This window comes from Streptomyces sp. 351MFTsu5.1 (assembly GCF_000383655.1).
Taxonomy (GTDB): domain Bacteria; phylum Actinomycetota; class Actinomycetes; order Streptomycetales; family Streptomycetaceae; genus Streptomyces; species Streptomyces griseorubiginosus.
The window spans coordinates 51,256-75,834 of sequence record NZ_KB911790.1 but is presented as its reverse complement, the minus strand read 5'-3'; the positions used below and the strand labels follow the sequence as shown (position 1 = coordinate 75,834).

19 protein-coding genes are annotated in these 24,579 nt (G+C 71.1%); 5 read left to right on the top strand and 14 right to left on the bottom strand.

Translation table 11 applies throughout. The features are described 5' to 3' along the window. Nucleotides 1-81: 81 nt before the first annotated feature. Nucleotides 82-660 (bottom strand): transcriptional regulator NrdR, encoded by a 579-nt coding sequence (gene nrdR, locus H295_RS0130550; protein ID WP_020139144.1) that lies wholly within the window; start codon nt 658-660, stop codon nt 82-84. 561 nt (nt 661-1,221) lie between these two features. Here nrdR and lexA point away from each other — a divergent pair. Beyond that, the gene (lexA, locus tag H295_RS0130545; RefSeq protein ID WP_020139143.1) at nt 1,222-2,001 is read left to right on the top strand and encodes a transcriptional repressor LexA; all 780 of its coding nucleotides are present in this window, start codon (nt 1,222-1,224) and stop codon (nt 1,999-2,001) included. A gap of 115 nt (nt 2,002-2,116) precedes the next feature. Here the strand turns inward: lexA and H295_RS0130540 are convergent, their stop codons facing one another. The 4 genes from H295_RS0130540 to H295_RS0130525 all read right to left on the bottom strand — a co-directional run bounded on the left by H295_RS0130540 (nt 2,117) and on the right by H295_RS0130525 (nt 8,776). After that, on the bottom strand, nt 2,117-4,135 hold the full coding sequence (locus tag H295_RS0130540) for an ATP-dependent DNA helicase (RefSeq protein ID WP_020139142.1): 2,019 nt from the start codon (nt 4,133-4,135) through the stop codon (nt 2,117-2,119). Between the two features lie 277 nt (nt 4,136-4,412). Continuing rightward, nucleotides 4,413-5,201 (bottom strand): GNAT family N-acetyltransferase, encoded by a 789-nt coding sequence (locus H295_RS0130535; protein WP_020139141.1) that lies wholly within the window; start codon nt 5,199-5,201, stop codon nt 4,413-4,415. A gap of 36 nt (nt 5,202-5,237) precedes the next feature. Continuing rightward, nucleotides 5,238-7,175, bottom strand: a complete 1,938-nt coding sequence (locus H295_RS0130530; RefSeq protein ID WP_028809892.1) for an IucA/IucC family protein — start codon at nt 7,173-7,175, stop codon at nt 5,238-5,240. A gap of 116 nt (nt 7,176-7,291) precedes the next feature. Beyond that, nucleotides 7,292-8,776 carry a diaminobutyrate--2-oxoglutarate transaminase family protein gene (locus H295_RS0130525; protein ID WP_028809891.1) on the bottom strand — a complete coding sequence of 495 codons (1,485 nt, stop codon included), beginning with the start codon at nt 8,774-8,776 and terminating at the stop codon, nt 7,292-7,294. Nucleotides 8,777-9,227: 451 nt separating this feature from the next. On the opposite strand from H295_RS0130525, the gene H295_RS0130520 reads away from it, so the two are divergent. Beyond that, nucleotides 9,228-10,469 (top strand): trypsin-like serine peptidase, encoded by a 1,242-nt coding sequence (locus tag H295_RS0130520; RefSeq protein ID WP_028809890.1) that lies wholly within the window; start codon nt 9,228-9,230, stop codon nt 10,467-10,469. Between the two features lie 157 nt (nt 10,470-10,626). Here H295_RS0130520 and hflX read toward each other — a convergent pair whose 3' ends face one another. The 6 genes from hflX to miaA all read right to left on the bottom strand — a co-directional run bounded on the left by hflX (nt 10,627) and on the right by miaA (nt 19,240). Then, nucleotides 10,627-12,123: a GTPase HflX gene (hflX, locus tag H295_RS0130515; RefSeq protein WP_020139137.1), complete on the bottom strand. Its 1,497-nt coding sequence runs from the start codon at nt 12,121-12,123 to the stop codon at nt 10,627-10,629. Nucleotides 12,124-12,292: 169 nt separating this feature from the next. Further along, a complete protein-coding gene (locus H295_RS0130510; RefSeq protein WP_020139136.1) occupies nt 12,293-13,807 on the bottom strand; it encodes a M1 family metallopeptidase in 1,515 nt (504 codons plus the stop codon). A 203-nt stretch (nt 13,808-14,010) separates the two neighbouring features. Beyond that, a complete protein-coding gene (locus H295_RS0130505) occupies nt 14,011-16,464 on the bottom strand; it encodes a RelA/SpoT family protein (protein WP_020139135.1) in 2,454 nt (817 codons plus the stop codon). Between the two features lie 282 nt (nt 16,465-16,746). Then, nucleotides 16,747-17,616 carry a diaminopimelate epimerase gene (gene dapF / locus H295_RS0130500; protein WP_020139134.1) on the bottom strand — a complete coding sequence of 290 codons (870 nt, stop codon included), beginning with the start codon at nt 17,614-17,616 and terminating at the stop codon, nt 16,747-16,749. 73 nt (nt 17,617-17,689) lie between these two features. Continuing rightward, nucleotides 17,690-18,193, bottom strand: a complete 504-nt coding sequence (locus H295_RS0130495) for a hypothetical protein (protein ID WP_020139133.1) — start codon at nt 18,191-18,193, stop codon at nt 17,690-17,692. Between the two features lie 108 nt (nt 18,194-18,301). Then, entirely contained in the window at nt 18,302-19,240 is a 939-nt protein-coding gene (gene miaA / locus H295_RS0130490) for a tRNA (adenosine(37)-N6)-dimethylallyltransferase MiaA (RefSeq protein WP_020139132.1), read from the bottom strand. 304 nt (nt 19,241-19,544) lie between these two features. Between miaA and H295_RS0130485 the strand changes: the two genes are divergently transcribed. Then, a complete protein-coding gene (locus H295_RS0130485) occupies nt 19,545-19,796 on the top strand; it encodes a hypothetical protein (RefSeq protein WP_324606086.1) in 252 nt (83 codons plus the stop codon). 24 nt (nt 19,797-19,820) lie between these two features. Further along, complete coding sequence (locus H295_RS0130480; RefSeq protein WP_020139130.1) at nt 19,821-20,102, top strand: antitoxin; 282 nt, start codon at nt 19,821-19,823, stop codon at nt 20,100-20,102. A 135-nt stretch (nt 20,103-20,237) separates the two neighbouring features. Here H295_RS0130480 and H295_RS0130475 read toward each other — a convergent pair whose 3' ends face one another. From H295_RS0130475 to miaB, 3 genes are all read right to left on the bottom strand, one after another. Then, complete coding sequence (locus tag H295_RS0130475) at nt 20,238-20,951, bottom strand: class III extradiol dioxygenase subunit B-like domain-containing protein (protein ID WP_020139129.1); 714 nt, start codon at nt 20,949-20,951, stop codon at nt 20,238-20,240. A gap of 10 nt (nt 20,952-20,961) precedes the next feature. Then, the gene (locus H295_RS0130470; RefSeq protein WP_020139128.1) at nt 20,962-21,258 is read right to left on the bottom strand and encodes a hypothetical protein; all 297 of its coding nucleotides are present in this window, start codon (nt 21,256-21,258) and stop codon (nt 20,962-20,964) included. A gap of 63 nt (nt 21,259-21,321) precedes the next feature. Next, nucleotides 21,322-22,848, bottom strand: a complete 1,527-nt coding sequence (gene miaB / locus H295_RS0130465; protein WP_028809889.1) for a tRNA (N6-isopentenyl adenosine(37)-C2)-methylthiotransferase MiaB — start codon at nt 22,846-22,848, stop codon at nt 21,322-21,324. 90 nt (nt 22,849-22,938) lie between these two features. Between miaB and argG the strand changes: the two genes are divergently transcribed. Beyond that, nucleotides 22,939-24,393, top strand: coding sequence for an argininosuccinate synthase (gene argG / locus H295_RS0130460; protein ID WP_020139126.1), 1,455 nt, complete (start codon nt 22,939-22,941; stop codon nt 24,391-24,393). Nucleotides 24,394-24,579 lie beyond the last annotated feature (186 nt).

The window sequence follows — 24,579 nt, the reverse complement described above, 5'->3', positions numbered from 1 at the left end:
CCCACTCGCTACCGCCCGCAACAGGTCTCGTTGGCCGCCGTCCGGCCGGCCCGGGGATCCTGGCCCGGTCCGGCCCGCCGATCAGTCGGCGGCGCGGGCGGGCTCGGGGACCTGAGAGGTCCCGCCGGGCCCGCGATCGTCTTCCTGGCTCCCCATGACGGCCTCATTGCCGCCCTCAGCCTCTCCGCGGTCCTCGTCGTCCGCGGCGGGGGGTCCCGTGTCTTCCCTCAGTTCCGCGATCGCGGCCTCGAAGTCCTCGAGCGAGTCGAATGCCCGGTAGACGGAGGCGAAACGCAGATACGCGACGAGATCGAGCTCCTGCAACGGGCCGAGTATGGCCAGCCCCACGTCGTGGGTGGTCAGCTCGGCGCTTCCGGTGGCCCGCACCGCCTCCTCGACCCGCTGGCCGAGCTGAGCGAGCGCGTCCTCGGTGACAGGCCGTCCCTGGCATGCCTTGCGCACGCCGTTGATGACCTTGGTACGGCTGAAAGGCTCGGTGACCCCGGACCGCTTGACCACCATCAGCGAGCACGTCTCCACGGTCGTGAAACGACGGGAGCAGTCCGGACACTGGCGGCGCCTGCGGATCGACGTGCCGTCGTCGGTCGTACGACTGTCGACGACGCGGCTGTCGGGGTGCCTGCAGAAGGGGCAGTGCATGGATTCCCAACCCTCCTCACAGCAGACTCAATAGCCTCGCTGGGCCCCATGAGCCCCTCGAAGCAGCCCCCAGCATAGGCGATGACAGCGGGCGCGGAGACCCGGGGGACCACAACTTCTGGGCTGCTGTAGCAATCCAAGCACTACATGTAGGGATTGGCGCGACATACACGCCGTACGCGCGTGTCGCGTGCGTATCGGCATGTGGCGCCCGACCGCTCCGGCCCGCGGCGAACACGACGCACAGCCGTATCGCCGCGCGGCATGCGGAGATACCGTGGGCGCGGCAAGGAGGGGACGTGGGATTCCCGCAGAGATGGGAGCCGGTGCCCGGCTGACGGGTCGCCTGGTGGCAGACTGGGCCAGCGGACCGCGAGGTCGCCACCGGCGGTGAAGAGTACAGCAATGGCCCCTTCAGTTCGGCGGTCGGCGCGTTAGCCATACACCCAGACACTTGATCGCGGCAGCCGATCCGCGATTTTTCACTCGAACGTGTGTTTGGCGCAACCTTTCGAAAGCAACTACCGTTGTCCAGCAGGGAGACCATCGAGAGGGGCCGACGTGACCACGACCGCAGACAGTGCCACCATCACTGCCCAGGACCGTTCCCAGGGCCGACTCGAGCCGGTGCATGCGATGAACGAAGCCGTGAATCCCGAGGGACACAAGCGCTCCCTGCCGGGCCGACCTCCGGGCATCAGGGCCGACAGCTCGGGACTCACGGACCGGCAGCGCCGAGTGATCGAGGTCATCAGGGACTCGGTCCAGCGGCGCGGCTACCCGCCGTCCATGCGGGAGATCGGCCAGGCGGTGGGCCTGTCGAGCACCTCGTCCGTCGCACATCAGCTGATGGCGCTGGAGCGCAAGGGCTTCCTGCGCCGCGACCCGCACCGTCCGCGCGCCTACGAGGTGCGCGGCTCCGACCAGGGCGCCTCGGCGCAGCCGACGGACACCGCGGGCAAGCCCGCCGCGTCATACGTCCCGCTGGTGGGCCGGATCGCCGCCGGTGGCCCGATCCTCGCCGAGGAATCGGTCGAGGACGTGTTCCCCCTGCCGCGTCAGCTCGTCGGTGACGGTGAGCTGTTCGTCCTCAAGGTCGTCGGCGACTCGATGATCGAGGCCGCGATCTGCGACGGCGACTGGGTCACCGTCCGCCGCCAACCCGTCGCCGAGAACGGCGACATCGTCGCCGCGATGCTCGACGGCGAGGCCACCGTCAAGCGCTTCAAGCGCGAGGACGGCCATGTCTGGCTCCTCCCCCACAACGCCGCGTACGAGCCCATCCCCGGCGACGACGCGACGATCCTCGGCAAGGTGGTGGCCGTTCTGCGGCGCGTCTGAGCACCGCGGCAGGCCTCGCCGATTCGACCGGGCCCCGGAACCTCTGCGCCGGTTCCGGGGCCCTGCGCTGTCCGGGCCCCGGCCCCTGCGTCGGGGGCATGGAGGCCCCCGACGGTCACTCCGCTTCCGCCTGCGCCTTCCCTGCCTCGGTCGCGAGTTCCGCCGCCTCGGTCACCTTCGCGGCGGCGTCGATCGCCGCGAGCGACTTCCTGACCTGGTTACGGTCCGTCGTGTACCAGAAGTCAGGCAGTGACGCCTTCAGATAGCTGCCGTACCGCGCGGTGGCCAGCCGCTGATCCAGTACGGCCACGACGCCCCGGTCCCCCGAGGCTCGGACGAGACGGCCCGCGCCCTGCGCCATGAGAAGTGCCGCGTGTGTGGCGGCGACGGCCATGAAGCCGTTGCCCCCCGCGTCCTCGACGGCCTTCTGCCGGGCGCTCATCAGAGGGTCGTCCGGACGCGGGAAGGGGATCTTGTCCATGACGACGAGCTGACAGCTGGGGCCGGGCACGTCGACGCCCTGCCACAGCGACAGGGTGCCGAAGAGGCAGGTCTTCGGGTCTGCCGCGAAGTTCTTGATCAGCTCACCGAGGGTCTCCTCGCCCTGGAGGAGGATCGGGAACTCGGGGATACGGGAGCGCAGTTCCTCGGCAGCCAGCTGGGCCGCCCGCATGGACGAGAACAGGCCCAGGGTGCGGCCGCCGGCCGCCTGGATGAGCTCGGTCAGCTCGTCGAGCATGTCCACGCGGTCACCGTCGCGCGCGGGGCGCGAGAGGTGCTTGGCGACGTACAGGATGCCCTGCCTGGGGTAGTCGAAGGGCGAACCCACGTCCACACCCTTCCACTTCGGCAGGTCATCGCCCTCGGTCCCCTCCGGGGCGAGCCCGAGGGACGCGCCCACCCCGTTGAAGTCGCCGCCCAGTTTCAGGGTCGCCGACGTCAGGACCACGGAACGGTCCGCGAACAGCTTCTCCCTCAACAGGCCCGACACCGACATGGGCGCGACGCGCAGGGAAGCACCGAAGCGGTCGTGCCGCTCGTACCAGACGACGTCCCACTCCGAGCCGTTCGTGATCCGCTCCGCCACGTCGTGAACCGACTCCACGGAGGCGAGCGCCTGCTTGCGGACCGCGTCCTCGTCCTGGACCGACTTGTCGCGGGTCGCGCCGATCGCGGAGATGACCGTACGCGCGGCGTCCCGCAGGGCCATGAGGGCGTAGCCGAGGTCCTCCGGAATCTCCTCCAGGCGGCCGGGCAGGGCGAGCTCCATCAGCCGCTCGAAGCCCTCGGCGGCGGTCTGGAGCTGGTCGGCCGCCTTTTCGTTGACCAGCTTCGCGGCACGGCGCACCGCGCGGTTCACCTGGCCGGGGGTGAGCTCGCCGGTGGCGACGCCGGTGACCCGGGAGACCAGCTCATGAGCCTCGTCGACGATCAGCACCTCGTGCTGCGGGAGGACCGGGGCGCCTTCGATGGCGTCGATCGCGAGCAGCGCGTGGTTGGTGACCACGACCTCGGCGAGTTTGGCGCGCTCACGGGCCATCTCGGCGAAGCACTCCGCCCCGTAGGCGCACTTCGTGGCGCCCAGGCACTCCCGGGAGGACACGGAGATCTGCGCCCAGGCCCGGTCCGAGACACCGGGAGTGAGGTCGTCACGGTCACCGGTCTCGGTGTCCTGGGACCAGTCCCGCAGCCGCAGGAGGTCCTGGCCCAGCTTGCTGGTGGGCGCGGCGGCCTCGAACTGGTCGAAGAGGCCCTCCTCCTCGTCCTGCGGCACTCCTTCATGCAGCCGGTGCAGACACAGGTAGTTCGACCGGCCCTTGAGCATCGCGAACTCGGGGCGGCGGCGCAGCAGCGGATGCAGCGCGTCGACCGTGCGTGGCAGGTCACGCTCGACGAGCTGTCTCTGGAGGGCCAGGGTGGCCGTCGCGACGACGACCCGCTCCCCGTGCGCCAGCGCGGGCACGAGATAGCCCAGCGACTTTCCGGTGCCGGTGCCGGCCTGCACCAGCAGATGGGAGCTGTCGTCGATCGCGTCCCTGACGGATTCGGCCATGGTCACCTGGCCGGGGCGCTCCGTGCCGCCGACGGCAGTGACGGCAGCATGCAGGAGTTCGGGGAGTGAGGGCTTCGTCATAGCGCGACCACCCTACGACCCGGCACTGACATCGGGGTGATCAAAGCGGGGACGAGAGCCGTGAGCAGGGGCACGATCAGGGCCGGGAGCAGCTCGGAGCAGTCGCGGGCCGGTACCGGATCGGCTCGACTCGGTTCGTATCGGACCGGATCTGGCGCGATGGGGTCGGGATCCGTCCGGCGAAGGCCGAAAGTGACACTCACAAAAAATTTCGGAGCGAGTGGAAGCCAGCCCGCCACGAGCGGTGCACCAAAAGTGATTACGCGATGACGCACTGCTACAGCAGATCGCGCAGGGCCCGCTCCCGGACCATGAGGGCCGCCCGCTTGGCCGGCAGGTCGATCTCGGCGGAGAAGCGGAAGCCTGCGCTCAGGAAGGCGGTGACGGACGGAATGTTGCGGAGGTCGGGTTCCGCGATGACGCGCGCGCAGGCGGGCCGCTTGTCGAGCACGAGATCGGCCAGGGCGCGGAGAAGTGTGCTGCCAAGACCGCGCCCCCGATGGGGGACTTCTCCGATGAGGAGGTGGATACCGGTGTCATGCGGTCGGGCCGGATAGTGGCGGGCCAACGGATCGAGGTCCGCACGGTAGATCTCCCAGTAGCTCATCGGCGTGCCCTCCAGCACTCCGAGGCAGGGCACGCTGCGTCCGTCACCGGTCAGCTGGGACCGCAGATGCTCCTCCGTCACGCTCTGGGGCCCGGCCAGCTCCCAGAACGCGGTGACGGCGGGGTCGTTCATCCAGCGGCTGACGAGAGGGAGGTCCCGCTCGACCTGCACGGGCACCAGGTGGAACACCCCTGCCGGGGTGGTGACCGGGCCCCAGTCGGCGATGTTGCCGAGCAGGTCCCCAGAGAGAGGGGTCAGTGCGGTGTACGGCGGGGTGGTGCCGTCGTCTCGGCTCGGTTCTCGGTGTCCGCCTCCGTCGATGCCCTCCGTATCGAGGAGCGCGAGGAATTCCTCGGGCAGACGCAGTTCCAGCGTGTCCTCGGTATCGGCGTCATCGCCGGCGTCGGCGTCAGCCGAGGGGACGGAAGCAGCGTTGGTGTGGGCACGGGTGGCTGACACTGCGGGCCTCTCAGGGGGTGCGGTGGGTCATGTTCCTCAGGAGTGAAGGGGGTTGGCGATGGTGACGTAGACGGACTGGGTGTCGACCGGACCGACGAGCTCGTCGAGACCGTGCACTCGGGTCAGCAGGTTGGCCTTGCAGCGCAGGACGGGTGAGTCGAGCAGGCGGCCGGGGAGGGTGCTGCGCAGTCGGTCGGCTCCGGAGGTCACGTCGTCCAGGAAGCGGCGGAAGGCGGCGAGCAGCAGCCGTTCGTCGGCCAGGTGCTGTGAGCCGAACGCACCGATGAGTCCGAAGACGTTGTTGATCGCCAGGTAGTAGGCGAAGCGCTCATCGGTGACTTCGTCGGAGACGAAGGTGTCGCTGTGTTGCCCGATGCCTGGCAACCGGGCATCGAGTTCCGCCCGTCGGGACTCGCGGAAGTAGTAGCCCTGGTTGTCGCGGTAGCGGCCGCCCGCGGGCCAACCGTCGGCGTCCAGCAGTACCAGGGTGTTCTGCTGGTGCGCCTCCAGTGCGATACCCGCCTCGCCGTCGAACCACAGCACCGGGCGGACGACATGCCGGAGGTAGCGCAGGAACCACTCGGCGGCGACGGCTCCCTGGGGCCGGCCGGTCCGGAAGGCAAGGCGGGTGACGAGCTCGGCCAACCGGGATCGCCAGGTCGTTCGGCCGGTGGCGGGGTCGGCGTGGGGGCGGGGCGAGACCAGTCCGGCGACGCAGGAGACGTCGTGCGACGGGGTGAACGGGTTGTGGCGGATCACCACGTCAAGGCCGGGGACGGGAGTGCCGTCGGGCGCGTCGACGGCGAGCCAGGCGGGGTCGCGCACGATGTCGAACGCGGGGTGGGCCGCCTGCCACTCCCTCGACAGGCCGGCACGCAGAAGTCGGTGCACCTCGACGCCGCGGTGGAGTTCCTTGCGGAGGTTCTCGCGGCGGGAGTTGGTGATGCGCAGGCCGAGCGAGAGCTTGAGCATGGCGGGAGCACCGGAGCGATGGACCGTACGTACGGAGGAGGTGGGATGCCAGAGGGAGCCGTGGTCACCGAGGTCCCGGAGCATTCCGGATGCGAAGAGCGGGGCGGCCTCGGGGCGGAGCCGGACCTCGCGGAGCTGCCAAGGGTGCATCGGCAGGGCGGTGTGGCCGTCGGGGAGCGGCAGGTCGGGTCCGGCCAGGCGCTGGGTGAGCTGGGCCGCGGGGACGGGGCGGCCGCGTTCGGTCCAGGCCGAGTCGGTGGCGAGGAGAGAGGGGTCGACAGCGAGCCAGCGCAGCGGGAAGGAGCCGCGCAGTTCGGGTGAGCAGGAGGCGGCTTCGGCTTCCGAGAGTCCTTCACGGCTCTTCGGGGCCGGGTGGAACGGGTGGCCGAGGACGAGTGCCTGTTCGGCGGCGAGGAAGAGGTCGGGGCCGTCGTCGGGGTGCTTGCGGCGCTCACGGAGGAAGGTCGCGGTGCGGCGAACGGAGTCGGCGACCCGGGCGGTGAGTTCGGCTCCTGCCGGAGCGGTGAGTTCAGCACCCGCGGGAGCGCTGAGTTCGGCACCTGTGGATGCGGGGTCCGTGGGCGTGGACTCGCGGGAGAGCAGTGCTGCGAGGGTGACCGCGTCCACCGGCGGGGCCTGCACGGGGGTGCCGCCGAGACGGGGACGGCCGAAGCGGTGCCAACCCGTCGGGGACCAGTACTGGACGGGAACGAGGAGGGAGGTGCCGCTTGCGGGAAGGGGGATGCGGAGGGCGCCGGTGCCGTGTGCGGGGGCCGGGAGGTCGCTCTCTCGGACCCAGCAGCGCAGCAGGTTCTCCACAGCTGCGGCCTCGGCTGCGGTGTGGGGGTCGGGGTGGTCCAGGAAGTCCGGGGTGGCATCAGGCAGGCGTTCTTGTCGTGGTGGGCCGGCCTGGGACGGGGTGCGGTGGGGCCGAGGTGACGTGGGGGGCGGCGTAGACGTGCGGTTGTCAGGAGTGGGGGTAGGAGCGGGGGTGGTGTTCACGTGCGCTGTTCCTCGGGCTGCCTGGGAATCGTTCTGGGATTGCGGGGAGCGTGCTGTGTCCTGGAGTGCGGGGAGGTTGGTGGACCGGAGGGGGTGGTGGTGGATGTTCCGCCTCTCTATCCCCCGCTTCGGCGGCGACGCTGTTGCTGCCTCCCACTCCCGGGGACGTGATCGCGGGCCACCGCTGCCACCGCGTCGGCGAGGCGGTCGAGGACGGCGGCTGCCTGTTCGTCGGTGATCGTCAAGGGCGGGAGCAGGCGGACGACGCTCGAGTGACGGCCACCGAGTTCGACGATCAGGCCCCGTCGGAGGCACTCCCGCTGGACGGCGGCGGCAAGTGCAGGAGAGGCGGGGCGAGGAAGAACAGGGCGAGGGGAACCGACCCCGCCGGCCCCGACGCCCCCACCCCCCCCCGGCCCTGCACCAACCCCCCACTCCTCCGACTCGCCCGGCTCCCCCGACTCCCCCGTCTCCACCATCTCCACCCCGATCATCAGCCCCCGCCCCCGCACATCGCCGATCACCGGGAACTCCTCGGCCAGGAGGCGGAGTTGGTTCAGCATGCGTGTGCCGAGGGCGGCCGCTCGTTCCGTGAGGGCGTTTTCGCGGACGTAGGCCATCGTGGCCGTGCCTGCGGCCATGGCGAGTTGGTTGCCGCGGAAGGTGCCGGCGTGGGCGCCGGGTTCCCAGACGTCGAGGTCGTCCCGGTAGACGACGACCGCGAGAGGCAGGCTGCCGCCGATGGCCTTGGAGAGCACCATGACGTCGGGGGTGATGCCGCTGTGCTCCACGGCCCAGAAGGCACCGGTGCGTCCGACGCCCGTCTGGACCTCGTCGGCGATCAGCGGGATCGAGCGGTCGGCCGTGATCTGCCGCATGCGCCGCATCCAGTCGTCCGGAGCGGGGAGAACCCCGCCCTCGCCCTGGACGGGTTCGAGGATCATCCCGGCGGGCAGCGGGACCCCGGACTTGGGGTCGTCGAGGACGGACTCGGTCCAGCGGGCGGCGAGTTCGGCGCCCTGGGGACCGCCCACGCCGAAGGGGCAGCGGTAGTCCTGCGGGTAGGGCAGCCGGGCGACCCGGACGTCGGAGGCGTGGCCGGAGGCTTCGAGGGCGCCGGAGGTCATGCCGTGGTAGGCGCCGGCGAAGGCGAGAAGTGCGCTGCGGCCGGTCGCGGCACGTACGAGCTTGAACGCGGCCTCGACCGCGTCGGTGCCGGCCGGTCCGCAGAACTGCACGCGCGCGTGGCCGGAGAGACCGGGCGGCAGGGTGCGGAACAGCTCGGTGATGAAGGCGTCCTTGACCGGGGTGGCGAGGTCGAGGGCGTGGAGGGGTGCGCCGGAGTCGAGGACCTTGCGGATCGCTTCGAGGACTACGGGATGGTTGTGCCCGAGGGCCAGGGTGCCGGCGCCGGAGAGGCAGTCGAGGTAACGGCGGCCGTCGGCCCCCTCGATGGTCAGACCGCGGGCGCGGACGGGCACGATCGGGAGGGCGCGGGCGTAGGTGCGGGCCGCCGATTCGCGGGCCGACTGGCGCCGCAGGATCCCCTCGTGCGCGGCCCGAGCCGCCGACGCGTCCTGGAGGGCGGTCGGTCCCGCCATGGCCTTCCCCGGTGCGGTCTCGGTCACGGCGGTCTCGGTCACGGCCATGGTTCTCCCGTCGTCGCGCTGTGCTGGGGCAAGCGGTTCCCTCGCGGACTCGCCCGCCCCGACATACGGAACCCCGTGAGCCTTTGCTCGACATCTCGGCACATCGATGACCCGATGGCTGGAAAGCCTCCGGGAATCGGGGCGCGGGAATCCGGCCGTCCGCAGGCAGGGTCGTGGGCAAGAGCCCCCACCGCTACCAACCCCGGACCGCTCACCGGGTTACGGGCGGTCCGGAGATCTTTGGAGTGACGTAACTGTTGCGATTCCGTCGGAAGTCGCCCACAGCGGGCGCATAGTGTGTGGTGCCGTTCCAAGACGTGGTGCCGGAGGGTGAACTCCCGGGACGTTCAAGGGAGTCGCCGGCCCTGGCATCCGGTTCGTCCGTACCAGGGGGAGGCAGAGCATGCGATCAGATCGGCTGTCGTTCACCGCTCGCGGCGAAGGCCTGAGGGGCGCGCGCCGCAGAGCCTCCTCCGTGCTGACCGCCGTGGCTCTCGCCTCGGTGCTGGCCCTGACCGCGACCGCCTGCGACTCCCAGGGCGCCGGCGCGGACGCGCAGGCCTCCGCGTCCGCAGCCTCGGCATCGTCCGGTGAGGGCGACGGCAAGATCACGATCCCCGACGACATCAAGGACCGGCTCAAGGAGCACGGGATCGATGTCGACCAGTGGAAGAACGGGGCCTGGAAGGACTGGGACAGGGACGACTGGCTGCGCGAGGCCCAGGACTACATCAACCCGATCATCGAGGGCCTGTGGGATCCGGACCGGATGCGCCGGGCCGAGGATCCCGACCGGGGTGTCCAGGAGAGCGACCTCTCGGGTGACCAGGGGGTGACCGACCCGGAGCCGGCACCGGTGGACGCGAAGGCCGTGTCGCCTACGTATCACGACACCGTCCCGGTGGCGGGCAAGGTGTTCTTCGACTCCCCCGAGGGCACGATGGTGTGCTCGGCGACGGTCGTGGAGGACCCGGCCGCTCCGGGCAGGTCCAACCTGGTCTGGACGGCGGGGCATTGTGTGCACGCGGGCCGGAGCGGCGGCTGGTACCGCAACATCGCGTTCGTGCCGTCGTACAACGACCAGGCCCTGTCGGGTGAGGAGTTGACGAGTGCGAGCGAGGACGAGCTGGCTCCGTACGGTGTCTGGTGGGCCGACTGGGCGGGGACCTCGGAGCAGTGGATCGCGCAGGGCGGGCCGACCGGCGGGGCCGGGGCGCCGTACGACTTCGCCGTGATCCATGTGACGCCCGAAGGGGGAGGCAGCGGCAAGTCGCTGGAGGAGACGGTCGGTTCGGCTCTGCCGGTGGACTTCGCCGCTCCGGCGGTGCCGCGGATGAAGACCATCACGGCCGGCGGGTATCCGGCAGCGGCGCCGTTCGACGGGGAGTCGTTGTACCAGTGCCAGGACAGGCCCGGGCGGCTGTCGATCAACGCCTCGGATCCGACCATGTACCGCATCGGCTGCACCATGACCGGTGGTTCGTCCGGCGGCGGCTGGGTCGCGGCCGGGGCGGACGGGCGGCCTGCGCTGGTGTCCAACACCTCCATAGGCCCGGTGACCGCGGGCTGGCTGGCCGGACCCCGGCTGGGTCAGGTGGCCGAGGGCGTGTACGACTCGGTCAGCCGGAAGCGCTCGGGACAGTGACCGCCCCCGGCCCTCACCTCCCCAGCCCCCCTTCGACACCCCTGAAAGGGCCTGAGAACCGCGCCTCGGAAAAGGCCTGAGGCCCGCCCCTCGCGAAAGGGACGGGCCTCCAGCCCACTCACGACAACTGACCCGGCAACCGGTTACGGACCGGTCCTCAGGCCACGACCGGCGTCGGTACGTACGGCGCCAGATCCGCGGCCAGCTCCTCGTGCACCCGCACCTTGAGCAGGGTGCCCTCCGCGGTGTGCTCCTCGGAGATCACCTCGCCCTCGTCATGAGCGCGGGCCACCAGCTTGCCGTGGGTGTACGGCACGAGTGCCTCGATCTCGACGGAGGGACGCGGCAGCTCGTTGTCGATCAGGGCGAGCAGCTCGGCGATGCCCTGGCCGGTGCGGGCCGAGACCGCGATGGCGCGCTTCTCGATCCGCATCAGCCGCTGGAGCGTCAGCGGGTCGGCCGCGTCGGCCTTGTTGATCACGACGACCTCGGGCACGTCGATGGCGCCGACGTCCCGGATCACCTCGCGTACGGCGGCCAGCTGCTCCTCCGGGTTCGGGTGCGAGCCGTCCACCACGTGCAGGATCAGGTCGGACTCGCCGACCTCCTCCATGGTGGAGCGGAACGCCTCGACCAGGTGGTGCGGCAGGTGCCGTACAAAACCGACGGTGTCGGCGAGGGTGTACAGGCGGCCGCTCGGGGTCTCCGCACGGCGGACGGTGGGGTCCAGGGTCGCGAACAGGGCGTTCTCGACCAGGACACCGGCGCCCGTCAGGCGGTTGAGCAGGGACGACTTGCCGGCGTTGGTGTAGCCCGCGATGGCGACGGACGGCACCTTGTGGCGCTTGCGTTCCTGGCGCTTGATCTCGCGGCCGGTCTTCATGTCCGCGATCTCCCGGCGCATCTTCGCCATCTTCTCGCGGATCCGGCGCCGGTCCGTCTCGATCTTGGTCTCACCGGGACCACGGGTGGCGAGACCGCCGCCCTTGCCGCCGCCCATCTGACGGGACAGCGACTGACCCCAGCCTCGCAGTCGCGGCAGCATGTACTGCATCTGCGCGAGCGCGACCTGCGCCTTGCCCTCTCGGGACTTGGCGTGCTGGGCGAAGATGTCGAGGATCAGGGCCGTACGGTCGATGACCTTGACCTTGACGACGTCTTCGAGGGCGATGAGCTGGCCGGGGCTGAGCTCACCGTCGCAGATGACGGTGTCCGCGCCGGATTCGACGACGATGTCCCGCAGCTCCATGGCCTTGCCGGAACCGATGAAGGTGGCCGCGTCGGGCTTGTCGCGGCGCTGGATCACGCCGTCGAGCACGAGTGCGCCGGCGGTCTCCGCGAGGGCGGCGAGCTCCGCGAGGGAGTTGTCCGCGTCCTGCGCGGTCCCCGTGGTCCAGACGCCGACGAGGACGACCCGCTCCAGACGGAGCTGGCGGTACTCGACCTCGGTGACGTCCTCGAGTTCGGTGGAGAGGCCGGCGACGCGACGCAGGGCCGCGCGCTCGGAGCGGTCGAACTGGTCGCCGTCCCGCTCTCCGTCGATCTCGTGGCTCCAGGCGACGTCCTCTTCCATCAGGGCATCGGCCCGAAGACCTTCGGCGTAGGTGTGCGCGAGGCGCTGCGTGTCCTGGGAAGGGGATGAAGAGGAGGTCATTGGGTCCTTACGTCGTTGGGGAGTCCGATACGGCGGCCACGGGTCCGTGGTAGTCACGACACCACCGCCGGTCACATCGGTCAACGCACGGGTACCCCGGGAGATTCCCGTGTCCCGTGCCGCGCCGACCTGAAGATGGTCGCACGGCACGGGGCGTCTCGTCACCGGCTTATTTCACCGGCACGGCGGCGGGGGCCACGGTCTTCCAGTCCGGGTGTCCGGGCATCGCCGGGGTCTTCTCGGCGTAGAGCCAGTCCTGGAGGAAGCCGTGGAGGTCGCGCCCGGAGACCGCGGAGGCGAGCCGGACGAAGTCCGCGGTCGTGGCCGTGCCGTCCCGGTGCTGCTGCACCCAGGCCCGTTCCAGGGTCTCGAAGGCCTTGCGGCCGATCTCCTGGCGCAGGGCGTAGAGGACGAGCGCGGCGCCGTCGTAGACGTTCGGCCGGAAGATGCCGATCTTCTGCCCGGGCTTGGGCGGCTTGGGGGCGGCTGGCGGTCCGCCGGCGGCGCGCCAGCGGTCGGAGGCGCCGTACGCGGCCTTCATACGGGCGTCCAGGGTCCGCCCCGCCTTCGCCTCCGCGTACAGGGCCTCGTACCAGGTGGCGTGCCCTTCGTTGAGCCACAGGTCGGACCAGGTGCGGGGGCTGACGCTGTCGCCGAACCACTGGTGGGAGAGCTCATGCACCATGATCGACTCGACGTACCACTTGGGGTAGGCGGGTTCGGTGAACAGGTCCTTCTCAAAGAGGGACAGAGTTTGAGTTTCCAACTCGAAGCCGGTGTCGGCGGCGGCCATGAGGATGCCGTACGTCTCGAAGGGGTACGGCCCGACCCTGTCCTCCATCCACGCGATCTGCGCGGGGGTCTTCTTGAGCCAGGGCTCCAGAGCAGCGCGGTCCTGGGTGGGCACCACGTCCCGTACGGGCAGTCCGTGCGGCCCGCTGCGACGCAGCACGGTGGAACGGCCGATGGACACCTGCGCGAGCTCGGTGGCCATGGGGTGCTGGGTGCGGTACGTCCAGGTGGTCGTCCGGCCGCCCCGGTCCACGTCGGTCGGCAGACCGTTGGCGACGGCCGTGTAGCCGTCCGGCGCCGTGACGCGGATGGTGAACATGGCCTTGTCGGAGGGGTGGTCGTTGCAGGGGAAGACCAGGTGGGCGACGTCGGCCTGGTTGGCCATGGCGAGCCCGTCCGTGGTCCGCACCCAGCCGCCGTCGCGGTCGCTCGCGGAGACGGGGTCGCTGGTGTGCCGGACGGTGATCCGCATCCAGCTGCCCCTGGGCAGTGGCCTGTCCGGGGTGACGACGAGGTCTTCACCGGCACTGCTGAAAGCGGCGGCCCTGCCGTCGACCTCCACGGCCTGGACGTCACCGTGCGCGAAGTCGAGGTTGACGCGGTCGAGCTCCGTCGTCGTCCAGGCGTCGATCGTCGTGACGGCCGTGAGCGGCTTGCTGTTGTCTCCGGCATAGGTGAAGGAGAGGTCGTACGCCGCCACGTCGTAGCCGGGATTGCCCAGGTACGGGAAGAGGCGGTCACCGACACCGAGCGGCTCGGCCGGGGCGCTCGCGGCGAGCAGACAGACGGAGACGGCGGAGGCGAGCAGCGCGGCCGCCTTGCGGCGCCGGGAGATTCCGGGGGCGGGCTGTCCGGGGGTGCGGCGGGTGTGGCTGCGGAAGGTGAGCGGCATGCACCACCGCTACCAGCGCGCGCGTGCACCGCGACGGCGACGCGCGATCACCCCACTCGAACGAGGTCTTCCGGTCCTGTCGAGGCGACGGGTCGGCAGAGCCGGCGTCGAGGAATCCCGGCCCCGTCGAGTCAGCGTCGAGGAACCCCGGCCCCGTCGAGCCTGCCTCGATGAACCCGGCCTATGCCTCCGCCTCCGCCCCGTCAGGCCCCCGGCGTCTGCGCCCGGCTCACGTCGTAGACGCCCGCCACGTTCCGCATGGCCCGCATCAGGGAGGGCAGCAGGGCCGCGTCCGGCAACTGGACGGTGTACGTGTGGCGCACGCGCTGCTGGCTGGGGGGTTCGACGGTCGCGGAGACGATCTCGGCGCCCTCGCCCGCCATGGCCTCGGTCAGGTCGGCCAGGAGGTGCGGGCGGCCGAACGATTCGGCGAACAGGGTCACCCGGCACTCGGCGCTGTCCCCCCAGCGCACGCCGACTTCCTTGCGCCCCATGCCCTGCATGCGCGCCACCGCGGCGCACTCGACGCGGTGCACGGTGACCACTCCGCCGCGCACGGCGAAGCCGATGATCTCGTCGGGCGGCACGGGTGTGCAGCACCCGGCCAGCCGTACGGTCGCCCCCGGCTGGTCGACGAGGGCGCTGGCGGTGCCGGGGCGGGTGGCCGGGGTCTGCCGGTCGGGAGCAGACGCGGACGCGGGCTCGGCGAGAGCCGCACGCGCGGGGTCGGCCGTGCCTTCGGAGGTCGAGGCGGAAACGCCCGGAGCGGAGGCGCGCGACACGGAGGGGTCCGGTGCAGGCACGCCCGACACGGAGGCGCCCGGAGCGGAACCCGCCACCGCGGCCGCCCCCTCGGCGACACCCGGATCGACGGCACCCTGCCCGGCCCCAGCAAGCCCATCGGCACCCCGCCCGGCCCCACCAGACCCGGCGGCACCCGGTTCGGTGACACCACGCTCGCCGACCACAGACCTGGCTGCGCCCTCTCCGGCCCCGTCCGCCGCGGCCGCACCCGGCACGAAGGACCCGCCCTCTCCCTCCGTGCCCCGCTCCGCCGACTCCTGCGTCGGATGCGTCGGATGCGTCGCGATCCACCGCTGGATCGCGATCCGGGCCGCGGGCGTGTGCGCGTGCTCCAGCCATTCCTTGGAGGGCTCGGCGGCCGGGTCCTGCCCCATGAGGAGCTGGACGGTGTCACCGTCCTTCAGGACGGTGCTCAGGGTCGCCAGCCGGCCGTTGACACGAGCGCCCAGACACGCGTGCGCGTCCTCGCCGTACTGCGCGTAGGCGGCGTCCACACAGGTCGCGCCCTCGGGCAGCCCCAGGGTGCCGCCGTCGGGCCGGAACACGGTGATCTCGCGGTCCTGGGCGAGGTCCTCACGGAGGGTGGACCAGAAGGTGTCGGCGTCGGGCGCGGCGGCCTGCCAGTCGAGCAGCCGGGAGAGCCAGCCGGGCCGGGTCGGGTCCACCCGCTCCTCGTCGACGGCACCGGGCTCCTCCGGGGAACCCACGTACGGATTGCCCAGCGCGACCACACCGGCCTCGGCGACCTTGTGCATCTGGTGCGTGCGGATGAGGACTTCGACGACCTGGCCGTCGCCGCGGGCCACGGCGGTGTGCAGCGACTGGTACAGGTTGAACTTCGGTACGGCGATGAAGTCCTTGAACTCCGAGACGACCGGCGTCATACAGGTGTGCAGTTCGCCGAGGACGCCGTAACAGTCCGCGTCCTCGCCGACCAGGACGAGCAGTCGCCCGAAGTCCGCGCCGCGCAGCCTGCCGCGCTTCCGGGCCGTCCGGTGCACGGAGACGAAGTGCCGCGGCCGGATGACGACTTCGGCCTGGATGCCGGCCTCGCGCAGCACCCCGCGCACCTCTTCGGCGATCTCGGCGAGCGGGTCGTCCTCGCGCGAGGCGTTGTCGACGATCAACTCCCGCGTGTGCTCGTACTCCTCGGGGTGGAGGATCGCGAAGACCAGGTCCTCCAGCTCGGTCTTGAGGGCCTGGACGCCGAGGCGTTCGGCGAGCGGGATGAGGACGTCCCGGGTGACCTTGGCGATGCGGGCCTGCTTCTCGGGGCGCATCACACCGAGGGTGCGCATGTTGTGCAGCCGGTCGGCGAGTTTGATCGACATCACGCGGACGTCGTTGCCGGTGGCGACCAGCATCTTGCGGAAGGTCTCGGGCTCGGCGGCGGCGCCGTAGTCGACCTTCTCCAACTTGGTGACGCCGTCGACGAGGAAGCGGACCTCGGCGCCGAACTCCTCGCCGACCTGATCGAGCGTCACCTCGGTGTCCTCGACCGTGTCGTGGAGCAGGGAGGCCGTCAAGGTGGTGGTCTCGGCGCCGAGTTCGGCGAGGATGAGGGTGACGGCGAGCGGGTGGGTGATGTACGGCTCACCGCTCTTGCGCATCTGGCCGCGGTGCGAGGACTCGGCGAGGACCCAGGCGCGGCGCAGGGGTTCGAGGTCGGCGTCGGGGTGGTGGGCGCGGTGGGCCTCGGCGACATGGCCGATGGCGTCGGGCAGCCGGTCACGGGCGGCGGGGCCGAGCAGGGCGGCGCGTCCCAGGCGGCGCAGGTCGATCCGCGCCCGCCAGCGGGCGGCCGCACCTGTCACCGGACCTGGGGTCGCGGGGTTCGTGGCCTCCGCACTCATGGGCACCTCCGGCTGTGGACCGGCGGACGGGGTGCCCCATGGCGGACACGGCTCAGGGGATGGCATTCCCCCGTCCGGGCCGGTGCTTGATGCTACCGAGCCCACCACGCCCGGCTGACCGCCTCTCGGCGAGCGTGAAACGGATCACCCATTCGAGCGACAGTTTGCAGGTTTACGATTTCGCGCCGCCTGAATGGCGGAGCACCGTGCTTTTGCATGGCACTCGGCGCCGAAGGCTTCGGTTTCACGCCTCCGGCGCTCCGGGTGCCGCCGTTCATATGGTCAACGAACCGCGTTTTCCAGCCACTCGCCGTCGATCTCGCCCTCGGCGACGATCACCGCGGGGCCGGTCATCTCGATCTCGCCGTCCGCCCGCTCGGTGATCACGAGGGTGCCCCCGGGCACGTCCACGGTGTACGTCACCGGGGTACCGGTGGCCGCCGGGTCGGTGCCGTCCCTGCGCGCGGTGGCGACGGCGACGGCACAGGCGCCGGTGCCGCAGGAGCGGGTCTCGCCGGAACCGCGCTCGTGCACGCGCATCGCGACGTGACGGGGGCCGCGGTCGACGACGAACTCGACGTTGACCCCGTCCGGGTAGGCGGCGGCCGGGCTGAAGGGCGGCGCGGAGTACAGATCACCGGCGTGCGCCAGGTCGTCCACGAAGGCGACGGCGTGCGGGTTGCCCATGTTCACGTTCCGCGCGGGCCAGCTGTGCTCGCCCACGCTCACCGTGACGTCGCCTTCGGGAAGCCGCGCCCTGCCCATGCCGACCGTGACGTCGCCGGCCTTGTCGATGTGCACCGTCTTCACCCCGCCGCGGGTCGCCACGGTGAGGTCGCCCTCGGTGACGTGTCCGGCGTGCTGGAGGTACCGGGCGAAGACGCGTACGCCGTTGCCGCACATCTCGGCGATCGAGCCGTCGCCGTTGCGGTAGTCCATGAACCACTCGGCCTCGGCCGCCAGGTGCGCCGCCTCGGGGTGCGCCGCGGATCGCACGACATGGAGAAGTCCGTCACCGCCGATACCGGCCCGGCGGTCGCACAGGGCGGCCACGGTCTCACGGGGCAGGTCGAGGGCGTTCTCGGGGTCCGGGATGATCACGAAGTCGTTCTCGGTGCCGTGACCCTTGAGGAAGGGGATCCGCGTGCTCATGGGATCGATGGTAGTTGTTCGGCTGCGGGCCGAGTGGGGGCTCGTCTCGCAGTTGCCCGCGTCCCTTGGGGCTTCAGCGCAGCCTTGCCACACGCCACACGGCGAGGACGATCACCACGGCCACCAGCAGCACGTAGGCCAGCAGGACCCGCCAGTCCGCGCGCCGGTCCGAACCCCTCGGCGGCAGCCCCGGCCACGTGTAACCAACGCGCCGCGCCGCCGTCATCCCCCAGCCCGCCGCGCACGAGCAGATCAGCAGGCCCAGCATCGCGATCACCGCTCCGCTGTCGCCGAAGTCGAAGGCCAGCGGGAAGGCGAACATGAGGGAGCCGACCGCGGCCAGCGCGACGATGGGAGCGAGCTGCCAGATCCGCAGACGACGCTGCGGGCGCAGCTCGACCTCGACCTCTTCCCCGGCCGCGAACATCTCCTCGGGCTCGGGGCCGTCGTCGGTCACACCGTCGGGCACCTCGTCGAGCGCTTCGGGGCCCGGACGGGTCCCGTCCTGCTCCGGTTCACCGTTCTCGACGGTGAGGGGCTCGGTGCCTTGTGCGGTGTCGCGAGGGCCGGCCTCCATCGCCACGCGCCCTCCCAACTCGGACTCCACTTGGTCGATCGAAGCTCGATGATGGCACGGCGCCGGAGGCTCGGATGACGGCCGGAGCGTCCCGATGCCAGGACGTGATCAGGCTGTGACCGGTCGTTCGACCAACGCCAGTGCGAGCTGCGGAAGTTCTGTGAGATGCGCCGCAGCCCCACTCAACCAATGCACCCGCGGGTCGCGCCTGAACCACGAATCCTGGCGGCGCGCGAAGCGTTTCGTGGCCCGTACGGTCTCGGCCCGCGCGTCCTCCATCGTGCACTCCCCCGCGAGCGCCGCCAGCACCTGCTGGTACCCGAGCGCGCGCGAGGCCGTGCGCCCCTCGCGCAACCCCTGCGCCTCGAGCTCCCGCACCTCGTCCACGAGTCCCGCGTCCCACATCCGGTCGACCCGGCGCGCGATGCGCTCGTCGAGCTCGGGCCGGGCCACGTCGACGCCGATCTGGAGGGTGTCGTAGACGGAGTCATGGCCGGGGAGGTTGGCGGTGAAGGGCTTGCCGGTGATCTCGATCACCTCGAGGGCCCGGACGATGCGGCGGCCGTTGCTGGGCAGGATCGCCCGCGCGGCACCGGGGTCGGCGGCGGCGAGGCGGGCGTGCAGCGCGCCGGAGCCGCGCAGGACGAGCTCGTCCTCCAGCCGGGCCCTGACGTCGGGGTCGGTGCCGGGGAACTCCAGGTTGTCGACGGCACCGCGGACGTACAGGCCGGAGCCGCCGACCAGGACGGGCCAGCGGCCCTCGGCCAGCAGGGCGTCGATCCTGGCGCGGGCCAGCCGCTGGTACTCGGCGACGGAGGCGGTGACCGTGACGCCCCAGATGTCCAGGAGGTGGTGCGGGACGCCGTCGCGCTCCTCGGGCGTCAGTTTGGCGGTGCCGATGTCCATCCCTCGGTAGAGCTGCATGGAGTCGGCGTTGACGACCTCGCCGCCCAGGCGCTGGGCGAGGAAAACGCCCAGATCGGACTTTCCGGCCGCGGTGGGTCCGACGACGGCGATGACGCGGGGGGCGGGGGGTGCGCTGCTCACGGCACCAGTCTCGCAAACCTCCGGACCCCGCCTCGAACGAGTTACGTGACGACCCCGGCCCGGCGTCGTTGCCAGTTGCGTGGTTTCCGCCGCCCTGTTCCCGGAGGCGGCGCTTCCGGGTGGCGCAAACGGGCGCACCGGACGACGCGGGTTTTCCCCCGCACGAGTAACGTATGGAGTGGATATGGGCGTTTTCGCACGACTTCTCCGGAGGTCGAAGACTACGGAGGAGGCGTCAACCGCCGAGACGCAGGCCGACACCAGTACGGCCGAGTCCGCGGCGGATGCGGTGGATGCGGCGGACGTGACGAGCGCGACGGACGAGGCGCAGGCGGCGAAGGAGCCGACCGACACCAAGGCCGACCGAAAGACCGGCGACAAGACCAGCCAGAAGGCCGACGACAAGGCCGAGGCCGGTAAGGCGTCCGGAACCGAGGGCGCTCGGGCGGACACGGAGGCCGCCGGGGAGGCGCCCGCCGACGACGTCGAGATCCCGAAGCAGCAGTCCGCCGAGGACGCGGCCGACCGTGGGGCCGGCGAGGGCGCCCGCACGTAACTGCCCCGCGTGGGAAGGCGAACGATGGGTCTCATGGACAGTTTCAGGGCCAAGCTCAGCCCGGCGAAGGACAAGGTCTCCGGTCTCGCGCAACAGCACGGGGACAAGATCCAGCACGGCCTCGACAAGGCCGCGAAGGTCGTCGACGAGAAGACCAAGGGCAAGTACAGCGACCGGATCCAGACGGGCACGGGCAAGGCCAAGGACGCCATGGACCGACTCGCGGCGCACAAGGACGGCACGAAGGGACCGGGCGGACCGGGCGGCGACACCGCTCCTCCGGCCTCACCGCCGCCCACGTCCTGAACGGCGGCACGGCGCACTGACGGACGGCCGGGGGCGGACGCCCCCGGCCGTCCGCCGTTGTGCAGGCGCTCCCGGACTCTCCCCCTACGGCCCCTCTGGGGCCCCGGGCCCCTCGACGGCCCCGCTACGCCCCCGTCACGACCAGGCCGCGACCACGTACCCCACGCCGTACGGCGCGTCCTCGTACAGCAGCGAGCCGCCCAGGCCGGCCTCCTCGGCCGCGCCCGCCAGGACCTGCCAGGGCGCGCGGCCGGAGGCCTTCAGCTCGTACGCCAGCTCGGCGTCCAGTGCACGCAGGGCCGCCACGTCGGCCGCACCGAGTGCCCGCGCGACCTCCGCGTCGAAAGGGGCCGCGCGCTCGTCGAGGTAACCGGGTGCCTTGAGCGTGCGACAGGCGCTCGCGTCGCCCATCACCAGCAGCGCCACCCGCTCGGCCCGGCCCGCGATCCCCCTCCCGGTCTGAATGCACCGCTCGGGCTCCAGTGGTTCCCCCACTCCGAGTCCCTCGATCGGGGCATCTGCCCAGCCGGTGCGCTCCAGCAGCCAGGCGGCGACGGCGAGAGAGGTCGGCAGCGGTCCTGACGCGTCAGCACCGCGATCGGCGCCCAGGCGTACGTCGACGTCCACGCCGAAGCCCCGGAACGACCCCCGGGCCCCCTCGGCGTGCGGTCCGCGCCCGCTCGGCTCCGCAGGGCCGACGACCACGAGGAGATCGGGCCGGGCGGCGGCGAGCACGCCCAGCGCGTCCGCGCACGCGGCCCGCGCGGTGTCCAGCTCGGATGCGGCGCCAGCGGCGACCTCGGGCACCAGGAGCGGCGGGCAGGGGCAGACGGCGGCGGCGACGAGCATGGTCGGCAGCCTACTTCCAGGCCCAGGGCCAGGACTCCGGATGGGTGCTCCACGCCAGTTCGGCGAGCCGGTACATCACCCGGTGCGTCGTCATCGCGCCCTCGATGTGGACGTAGTACGCGTCCCCGTCGCCGACTCGGTAGACCTGTCGGCGCTTCTGGCGCAGGCCGGCGCTCGGACGGTGGGTGCAGGCGATCTCGTACAGACGGGCCCGGGCCTCGTCCCGGGTCCCCTCGAAGTGCGCCACCTCGTCGACGTCGTTCTGGTTGCCGACATTGCGGTCCACGATCACCACCCAGCGCCCCATGCCCCGCCCTCTCCCCTGAGTCCCCTCAGATCCCCACCCGGCAGCCGGAGCCCCCGACGTCGCTCAGTGCGCCGCGCAGCCGCCCGTGGCCGCCGGCAGCGGCTCCGGGACGCCGATCTTCGGCAGCCCCAGGAGCACACCCGCAGGCTTGGCCGACTCCTCGGCGTTGCGCTTCTCCCAGGCGTCACCCGCGCGCGTGCGGCGCACGTCGAGGACGGCGCCCTCGGCGAGGAGGTGGTGGGGGGCGGCGTAGGTGATCCCGACCGTGACGACGTCGCCGGGGCGGACCTCCTGGTCGGGCTTGGTGAAGTGGACCAGGCGGTTGTCGGGGGCGCGGCCGGAGAGACGGTGGGTGGCGCCGTCCTTGCGGCCCTCGCCCTCGGCGACCATCAGCTCCAGGGTGCGGCCGACCTGCTTCTTGTTCTCGTCCCAGGAGATCTCCTCCTGGAGGGCGACGAGACGCTCGTAGCGCGACTGCACGACCTCCTTGGGGATCTGCCCCTCCATGGTCGCCGCGGGGGTTCCGGGGCGCTTGGAGTACTGGAAGGTGAAGGCGTTCGTGAAGCGGGCCTCGCGGACCACGTGCATGGTCTGCTCGAAGTCCTCCTCGGTCTCGCCGGGGAAGCCCACGATGATGTCGGTCGAGATCGCGGCGTCCGGCATGGCGGCGCGGACCTTCTCGATGATCCCCAGGTAGCGGTCCTGGCGGTAGGAGCGGCGCATCGCCTTGAGGACGGTGTCCGAGCCGGACTGGAGCGGCATGTGGAGCTGGGGCATGACGTTCGGCGTCTCCGCCATCGCCGCGATCACGTCGTCGGTGAAGTCGCGGGGGTGCGGGGAGGTGAAGCGGACGCGCTCCAGGCCCTCGATGGTGCCGCAGGCCCGCAGCAGCTTGCTGAAGGCCTCGCGGTCGCCGATGTCGGAGCCGTACGCGTTGACGTTCTGGCCGAGCAGCGTGATCTCGGAGACGCCCTCGCCGACCAGGGCCTCGATCTCGGCGAGGATGTCGCCGGTGCGGCGGTCCTTCTCCTTGCCGCGCAGGGCCGGGACGATGCAGAAGGTGCAGGTGTTGTTGCAGCCGACGGAGATCGACACCCAGGCCGCGTAGGCGCTCTCGCGCCGGGTCGGCAGGGTGGACGGGAACGCCTCCAGCGACTCGGCGATCTCGACCTGCGCCTCCTCCTGCACGCGCGCGCGTTCCAGCAGCACGGGCAGCTTGCCGATGTTGTGCGTGCCGAAGACGACGTCCACCCAGGGCGCCTTCTTGACGATGGTGTCGCGGTCCTTCTGGGCGAGGCAGCCGCCGACGGCGATCTGCATGCCGGGCCGCGTGGCCTTCCTGGGCGCGAGTCGGCCGAGGTTGCCGTAGAGCCGGTTGTCGGCGTTCTCCCGCACCGCGCAGGTGTTGAAGACGACGACGTCCGCGTCCCCGTCGGAGCCCTCGGGGGCGGGCACGTACCCGGCCTCCTCCAGCAGTCCGGACAATCGCTCGGAGTCGTGGACGTTCATCTGGCACCCGTAGGTGCGCACTTCGTACGTTTTCGGAGATGAAACGTCCACTGCCGGGCTCCGGTCGCTGCTGCTGGTCATGGCTCAAGGGTAGGCGCTCCGCGGAGCGGCCAGAATCGGCCTCCAGAGAGGGGCTTTGCATGACCATGCGTCGTGATGCATAATCTTCCTATGTCCAAGGTCCTCACGTCCCTCCCCGCCGGCGAGCGCGTCGGCATCGCCTTCTCCGGCGGTCTCGACACCTCCGTCGCGGTCGCGTGGATGCGCGACAAGGGCGCCATCCCCTGCACCTACACCGCGCACATCGGCCAGTACGACGAGCCCGACATCGACTCGGTGCCCGGTCGCGCGCAGACCTACGGCGCCGAGATCGCGCGTCTGGTCGACTGCCGTGCCGCGCTGGTCGAGGAGGGACTGGCCGCGCTCACCTGCGGGGCGTTCCACATCCGCTCGGGCGGGCGGGCGTACTTCAACACCACCCCGCTGGGCCGTGCCGTCACCGGCACGCTCCTGGTGCGGGCGATGATGGAGGACAACGTCCAGATCTGGGGCGACGGTTCGACCTTCAAGGGCAACGACATCGAGCGGTTCTACCGCTACGGCCTGCTCGCCAACCCGAACCTGCGGATCTACAAGCCGTGGCTGGACGCGGACTTCGTGACCGAGCTCGGCGGCCGCAAGGAGATGTCCGAGTGGCTGGTCGCGCACCAGCTGCCGTACCGGGACTCCACGGAGAAGGCGTACTCCACCGACGCCAACATCTGGGGTGCCACGCACGAGGCCAAGACCCTGGAGCACCTGAACACCGGCATCGAGACCGTCGAGCCGATCATGGGCGTCAGGTTCTGGGACCCGTCGGTCGAGATCGCACCCGAGGACGTGACGATCGGCTTCGACCAGGGCCGCCCGGTGACCATCAACGGCAAGGAGTTCGGCTCCGCCGTCGACCTGGTCATGGAGGCCAACGCGATCGGCGGCCGGCACGGGCTCGGCATGTCCGACCAGATCGAGAACCGGATCATCGAGGCGAAGAGCCGGGGCATCTACGAGGCGCCCGGCATGGCCCTGCTGCACGCGGCATACGAGCGGCTCGTCAACGCGATCCACAACGAGGACACCCTCGCCCAGTACCACAACGAGGGCCGGCGCCTGGGCCGTCTCATGTACGAGGGCCGCTGGCTGGACCCGCAGGCCCTGATGATCCGCGAGTCGCTCCAGCGGTGGGTCGGCGCGGCGGTGACGGGTGAGGTCACCCTGCGGCTGCGGCGGGGCGAGGACTACTCGATCCTCGACACCACGGGCCCGGCGTTCTCGTACCACCCGGACAAGCTGTCGATGGAGCGCACCGAGGACTCGGCCTTCGGTCCCGTGGACCGGATCGGCCAGCTCACCATGCGCAACCTCGACATCGCCGACTCCCGCGCCAAGCTGGAGCAGTACGCCGGTCTCGGCCTGATCGGCACCGGCAGCCCCACGATCGGCGCGTCCCAGGCCGCCGCGACGGGCCTCATCGGCACCATGCCGGAGCTTCCCGAGGGCGGCGCCGAGGCGATCGCGTCCCGCGGCGAGGTCTCGGAGGACGAGGCCCTGCTGGACCGGGCAGCGATGGAGTTCGGCACGGACTGACGCGCCGCAGCCGGAGAAGGGCCGGTACCCGCGCCGCCACCGGTGCGGGTACCGGCCCTTCGGCGTGTCCGGGGGCTGACGGAGTGCGACGCCGGAAACCGCCTGTCCGACAGCACGGCACACACCCGGGATTTCACACAACTTGCCGTGAATGAGCGGCAGTTGGGGTGAGGAAGTGAAGGAGTC

Excerpts from the sequence above, each read along its gene's own strand:
- H295_RS0130505 (WP_020139135.1), bottom strand. The coding sequence starts at position 16,464 with ATGAGTGCGGAGGCCACGAACCCCGCGACCCCAGGTCCGGTGACAGGT.
- miaB (WP_028809889.1), bottom strand. The coding sequence starts at position 22,848 with ATGACCAGCAGCAGCGACCGGAGCCCGGCAGTGGACGTTTCATCTCCG.
- H295_RS0130520 (WP_028809890.1), top strand. The coding sequence starts at position 9,228 with ATGCGATCAGATCGGCTGTCGTTCACCGCTCGCGGCGAAGGCCTGAGG.
- H295_RS0130510 (WP_020139136.1), bottom strand. The coding sequence starts at position 13,807 with ATGCCGCTCACCTTCCGCAGCCACACCCGCCGCACCCCCGGACAGCCC.
- H295_RS0130480 (WP_020139130.1), top strand. The coding sequence starts at position 19,821 with ATGGGTCTCATGGACAGTTTCAGGGCCAAGCTCAGCCCGGCGAAGGAC.
- nrdR (WP_020139144.1), bottom strand. The coding sequence starts at position 660 with ATGCACTGCCCCTTCTGCAGGCACCCCGACAGCCGCGTCGTCGACAGT.
- dapF (WP_020139134.1), bottom strand. The coding sequence starts at position 17,616 with ATGAGCACGCGGATCCCCTTCCTCAAGGGTCACGGCACCGAGAACGAC.
- H295_RS0130475 (WP_020139129.1), bottom strand. The coding sequence starts at position 20,951 with ATGCTCGTCGCCGCCGCCGTCTGCCCCTGCCCGCCGCTCCTGGTGCCC.
- hflX (WP_020139137.1), bottom strand. The coding sequence starts at position 12,123 with ATGACCTCCTCTTCATCCCCTTCCCAGGACACGCAGCGCCTCGCGCAC.
- H295_RS0130525 (WP_028809891.1), bottom strand. The coding sequence starts at position 8,776 with ATGGCGGGACCGACCGCCCTCCAGGACGCGTCGGCGGCTCGGGCCGCG.
- H295_RS0130540 (WP_020139142.1), bottom strand. The coding sequence starts at position 4,135 with ATGACGAAGCCCTCACTCCCCGAACTCCTGCATGCTGCCGTCACTGCC.
- argG (WP_020139126.1), top strand. The coding sequence starts at position 22,939 with ATGTCCAAGGTCCTCACGTCCCTCCCCGCCGGCGAGCGCGTCGGCATC.
- H295_RS0130470 (WP_020139128.1), bottom strand. The coding sequence starts at position 21,258 with ATGGGGCGCTGGGTGGTGATCGTGGACCGCAATGTCGGCAACCAGAAC.
- H295_RS0130495 (WP_020139133.1), bottom strand. The coding sequence starts at position 18,193 with ATGGAGGCCGGCCCTCGCGACACCGCACAAGGCACCGAGCCCCTCACC.